The organism is Psychrobacter sp. AH5 (genome assembly GCF_040371085.1).
GTDB lineage: Bacteria > Pseudomonadota > Gammaproteobacteria > Pseudomonadales > Moraxellaceae > Psychrobacter.
This window is the reverse complement of record NZ_JAMBMT010000007.1, coordinates 1-4,998: the sequence shown is the minus strand read 5'-3', so window position 1 is coordinate 4,998 and position 4,998 is coordinate 1. Positions and strand designations below refer to the sequence as shown.

The following is a 4,998-nucleotide window of genomic DNA, read 5'->3' as shown; positions in this document are numbered from 1 at the left end:
TTCTATCTTAAGTCTTTACGAGGTTATCCAAGACAGTTTTGATGCTCTTTCGGACAAAGGTTCATTGAATGAAGACAGTGTGAAATTCCCAGGCTTTGATGGAAACAATGAAGGTGAATATAAGCGCTTTTTCTCCGCACTAGTTGAGAATGACCAATTTGCTCATGTTAAGGCTAATACAAATTCTCATATGAAGAAAATATCTACTTACGAGAATATGTTAGATAAGTGGAAATCTCTAGGAAAAGGTTATACGTTGTCGTTAGACGACATTGAAGCCATCTTGGGTCGCTAAATTAACATTATCTTAAACTAGATAGAAGTCCTCTCTAATAGGGGGGGGCTATCTTTTTTGGCTGTTTTTTAGAGCGATGTAAGCGTTAAATGGCATGACTTTGAGGAGGATTTCCTATTTGACGCAGAGGTAAGGAAGGCGTAAACTCAAATGCTAGAAACGACTAACCCCCAGTGCTACCAACACTAGGGGTTAGATGAATTTTAATCTGTGTCAGCAGATATAAAACCCATTTTTCGATACGGACATTTTATATCAGCAGGCGCACCAACACAAGTGTGCGTGATGTTAATACTACCGGAAATATACGAAACACTCCCTCATAAGCCCTATTGCACCGATGATTTAGGTAATCTTGTCATTCGTCCTAGGCAAACTGCCGTCAAGATGCGGTATATCCAGCACAACCCTCCTTGCATGACCCACTTTATCTGCCTCGACATTGATCATGAGCATGGTGCAATGCGTTGGGCAGAAGAATACCTACCACCGCCACGATGGACAAGCCAAAACCCATCAAACGGACATGCTCATATCGTCTATGAGCTAAAAACGCCTGTTTGCACCAGTGAGCACGGTAGCCGTAAAGCCTTAGACTATCTCGCTAAGATACAAGCAGGATTGGTCAGAGCCACTCGCGCAGACGTCGGTTATACCAACTTCATTACCAAAAACCCCATGCACGAGCATTGGCGTACCGAAGTATGGACGAAAGAAGCTTACGAGCTAAATTATCTAGCAGAATTTGTTGATCTCAGACCGTTAACGAATACAGAGAAAGAATACGGACTTGGTAGGAACTGCACCCTGTTCGATACCGTTCGCCATTGGGCTTATTCTGCGATTAGAGAGCATCGAGGGAAGACTTGGGAGCAATGGTACAATTCTGTGCTTAAACATGCTCAAAGCGTAAATATGATGTTTTTAGAGCCATTACCGTACTCAGAAATAAAAGCCACTGCCAAAAGCATTGCCAAATACTGTTGGAAACGTGATGCTTATCACTATAACGAGTTTATACATCGTCAGGCAATTAAAGGTAGTAAAGGGGGTAAAGTCTCTAAACGTAAGCCTGTAGCTACGTCAGAGCAGTCATTGAAACCTTGGGTAGAGTTGGGTATTTCACGAAGAACTTACTATAATCACAAAAAACTAGGTAAGCTTTAATAAGTTGCACTGGATAAGCCTAAATCAGATAACAGCCGTTTCGACAATCTTCTCCTGCTTAGGCTATTTATCCGTTAAGCGCATGTTTCTTTAGTTAGGCTAACCTCTAATAATAAATTGTCGTCTGTGTCGTAGAATTCTATTTTGGCCTTTGTATCGTTTGCCTCTTGATACTTTGAATTGTACATTACTTCACATATTTCCTCATAATCTTCCTTTGTCCTTTTACGCTTCTGTATATACTCTCTTTCTTCTGTGTCTATTTCTGAGTTCGCCGAGAATATATATTTGGTCTGGTTCTTATTTATCTCATAATCTCTAAGTTCTAGTTCACTCTGGCCTTCTACAGGGCTAGGCAAGCGTTCTCGTAGCTTTGCTGTCATAACTTTAAAGAATAACTCTTCTTTGTTACTACCTGTGTAATGGTATTTGTTGTCTATTATCTCTGCTTGTATTAATTTGACGTCGATACCTTTGCCTAATTTACTTAAGTCTAAGCATTTAAATTTCTCTTCGTCACAATAGTTTTGATATGCTTGATTGTCTAGGAATATTGATATTTGTTGTCCCATTTCATCTTCAACATTTTTTTGATTGTTTTTGAGTATTGTCACGATTACCAGCACTAGAGCTATTATAATTAGTGCTGCTATAACAAAGCCTATAGTTTTAAGTACGTTTCCCATGGCAGTTAAACTTCTCATTTGAATGATCATTTATATATTATAATGAAGTATACATCTTCTAAGTAGACGACTAGTGATTAATTATTTAGATTTTAACGTTTAGTTAACGTTTAGCCAGCATATACCGTGGGCACAATATCCACTTCGTTACTATTGACCCAAGGTATGCCGGTAAGGGGAAACCCCTTAACCCCAACCCCTCACAAAAAGCCGTGAGGGGTAAAAAACAACAGCAATTATCGAGGTTAAAATGGCAAGGACGAAATGGCTAAAAATCAGAGTATCTGACGATGAGATAGTAGATATTAAAAAGCGTGCAGGTCAGCACGATATGTCAACCTATGCTCGCGGATTGATACTCGATCAGCCGGTAGCCGCGCCTGAACCTAAGACCAAAAAAATCGTGCATAGTGCCGACCCCGAATTGGTGCGAGCCGTTAATCGCATTGGTATCAATATCAATCAAATCGCCAAGCAAACTAATACAGGGCAAGAAGTCGGTAATGCCGTATTAATTGCATTGCTTGATTTGCAAACCACGCTAGACAAAGCACTAGCATCGAGCGTGCCCGATGATCGTTAAATTTTTCACGAATGGCACCGGTGGTAGCAAAGGCGTATTTGATTATCTGCTTAAAGACAAAGAGCAGCCCGACGGCAAACGTCTTGGTGCTAAAATTTTGAGGGGCGATATAGACAATCAAGCCTTGCTTATTGATAGCCTAGACTTCAAGCAAAAATATACCAGTGGCTGCTTATCGTTTACCGAGACCGCCAACCAAGTCAGTGCAGAACAAAAAAACGCCTTGATGGATGGCTTTGAAGAAACCATTCGAGCAGGGCTAGACGTTGATAGGGTCAGCGTAAGCTGGATAGAACACAGAGACAAAGGCCGGTTAGAGCTAAACTTTGTCTTTGCCAATGTTGATTTAGAGCATGGTAGAGCCTTTCAGCCCTATGTCCATAACGTGGATAAGCGTCGTGTCAACGCATGGAAAGACATGCAGAACATCGAGCATGGATTTACCGACCCCAATGATCCTGCTAAAAAGCGACTCATGGCGCAGCGTGACAACTTACCAAGGGATATTAAAGACACGAGGCAAGCCATTACTGACGGATTAAAAGCGTTAGTAGCTCAAGGTGCGATAACCAATCGTGACGGCGTTATTCAAGCCCTAAAAGATGGTGGCTTTGAGATAGCAAGACAAACCGACAAAGCAATCAGTATCAAAAACCCAGACCCCAAAGCAAAACGAAATATTAGGCTGACAGGCGGATTATATGAGCGAAGTTTTAAGTTTAGCGCAGAAGTTCAAAACACAGTCACAGCAGCAAGCAAAGACTATCGAGCAAGAAGTACAGAACGCTACGATGCAGCTAAACAGCTTTATGACAGCGAAATTAAAAGAAAGCGAGACTATCATCAGACAAGGCATGGAAAGCCTCGACTTGAGCAACGAGCAGCTGCTCGCGATGTTAGCCAAGCATCAAACCGATATGAGTACCGCCCTACAAACCTATATGAGCAACGTCCAAGCCCATACAACCGAACATTTAAACCAACTCGCAGAACAGACAGAGACGATGATAGAGAGCTACACACAGCACATCGCGCAGCTTATAGCGCAGCGAGAGGACAGGATAGCGCAGGTCATCAGATCAGAAATGAAGAAATGGGCAATCGTAGCCAGTTTGGTCGCACTTACGATACTGGTGCTAGGCATCATCATAGGGGCAGTATCAGTCAACAAGTTCTCAAAACCGACCTACATCATTCAAAAACCGCAAACACAGATGCAGCAGCCGATCAACTATGGGCAGAGGTAGATTATGGACAAGAGACTATTAAAGCAGGTGCAGCAAGCCCTACAGGCACAGCAGGATACAATCAAACGCCAAGAGCAGATGCTAGACGGCCAACAGCGATACATGGAGCAGCAGCTGCGCAAGAAAGACCAAGATATAGCGGAATTGACCGCTTCATTGAACAAATTGGCACAAGCGAAAACACAAGAGCTGGAACGCTTGCCGACGTTGTTCAAGCAGTTGCAGACTTCAATGACAGAACAAACGAACGTGTTCAATGGATGGGTCGCATATCGGAAAGAGCACGTAACAACGCAAGCATCATTGATAAGCGAGTTATTAGCTTTAGGAAACGTACAGATTCAACTCGTAGAGCAGTTAAAGACGTATCAGAGTACGATAGCACAGCCCGACTATCTCAACAGCGATACGAAGCAATTAGAGAGCGATACCGTGAAGTGGGAGAGCGGATTGAGCGCATTAGTGAGCGAGCAGATCAAAATAGAGCAGTCGCAAGCGAAAATCAAAGGCTCACAGATAGAAATACAGAAGGAGCTGAAGGAATTAAACACATTGCTGGACAAGTTAGAGAAATGATTAAGGCCAAAGAGCAAGAAGTTGAGCGTGCTAGAACGCCTACAAGGTCAAGATCTCCAAGCATGGGCAGATAAATTAGATATAAGAATTCTTACTGTATAGCTATCTGTTTAAGCTCTCTTGTTAATAACTATCTTCAACTAAAACTCACTAAATAACTTAGATTAGGCTGGCAATGTTGCTTCTGTTATTCTATCTATGACTCGCTAACTTAGCTGTCTATTGTCTAACTATAACTATACTTAATAAAAGAGGTAATTAATGAAATTTACGGATGCAGAACGTGTGATTTTAGCTAATCAATATGAAATTTTGGGTAAGTTAAATAATGAAAAAACCTATCTCGATTTAGCAGAGAATTTGAGAGATGGGCATGAGTGGATTTATAATCAAAAAATATCTGTTAGCCCTATATTTACTAAAGAACAGTCAGATTTTGTAGTT

The 4,998-nt window shown here is 41.6% G+C and carries 7 protein-coding genes; 6 read left to right on the top strand and 1 reads right to left on the bottom strand.

From position 1 onward, the window contains the following. The coding region (locus M0N77_RS13175) for a YfbU family protein (protein ID WP_353105693.1) at positions 1–295 on the top strand (295 nt) is incomplete at its 5' end. Between the two features lie 285 nt (positions 296–580). Next, positions 581–1,462 carry a replication initiation protein gene (locus M0N77_RS13170; RefSeq protein ID WP_353105692.1) on the top strand — a complete coding sequence of 294 codons (882 nt, stop codon included), beginning with the start codon at positions 581–583 and terminating at the stop codon, positions 1,460–1,462. 74 nt (positions 1,463–1,536) lie between these two features. On the opposite strand, the gene M0N77_RS13165 is transcribed toward M0N77_RS13170, so the two are convergent. Continuing rightward, positions 1,537–2,166 (bottom strand): hypothetical protein, encoded by a 630-nt coding sequence (locus tag M0N77_RS13165; protein ID WP_353105691.1) that lies wholly within the window; start codon positions 2,164–2,166, stop codon positions 1,537–1,539. A gap of 232 nt (positions 2,167–2,398) precedes the next feature. Here M0N77_RS13165 and mobC point away from each other — a divergent pair, with 232 nt between their 5' ends. From mobC to M0N77_RS13145, 4 genes are all read left to right on the top strand, one after another. Beyond that, a complete protein-coding gene (gene mobC / locus M0N77_RS13160) occupies positions 2,399–2,731 on the top strand; it encodes a plasmid mobilization relaxosome protein MobC (RefSeq protein ID WP_201603233.1) in 333 nt (110 codons plus the stop codon). Positions 2,732–3,432: 701 nt separating this feature from the next. After that, positions 3,433–3,978: an MbeB family mobilization protein gene (locus tag M0N77_RS13150; protein ID WP_353105694.1), complete on the top strand. Its 546-nt coding sequence runs from the start codon at positions 3,433–3,435 to the stop codon at positions 3,976–3,978. Positions 3,979–3,981: 3 nt separating this feature from the next. Continuing rightward, positions 3,982–4,554: a hypothetical protein gene (locus M0N77_RS13200; protein WP_371834234.1), complete on the top strand. Its 573-nt coding sequence runs from the start codon at positions 3,982–3,984 to the stop codon at positions 4,552–4,554. A gap of 261 nt (positions 4,555–4,815) precedes the next feature. Then, the coding region (locus M0N77_RS13145; protein ID WP_353105690.1) for a YfbU family protein at positions 4,816–4,998 on the top strand (183 nt) is incomplete at its 3' end.

Coding starts and splice junctions, on each gene's coding strand:
- M0N77_RS13150 (WP_353105694.1), top strand. CDS start 3,433: ATGAGCGAAGTTTTAAGTTTAGCGCAGAAGTTCAAAACACAGTCACAG.
- mobC (WP_201603233.1), top strand. CDS start 2,399: ATGGCAAGGACGAAATGGCTAAAAATCAGAGTATCTGACGATGAGATA.
- M0N77_RS13170 (WP_353105692.1), top strand. CDS start 581: ATGTTAATACTACCGGAAATATACGAAACACTCCCTCATAAGCCCTAT.
- M0N77_RS13165 (WP_353105691.1), bottom strand. CDS start 2,166: ATGAGAAGTTTAACTGCCATGGGAAACGTACTTAAAACTATAGGCTTT.
- M0N77_RS13200 (WP_371834234.1), top strand. CDS start 3,982: ATGGACAAGAGACTATTAAAGCAGGTGCAGCAAGCCCTACAGGCACAG.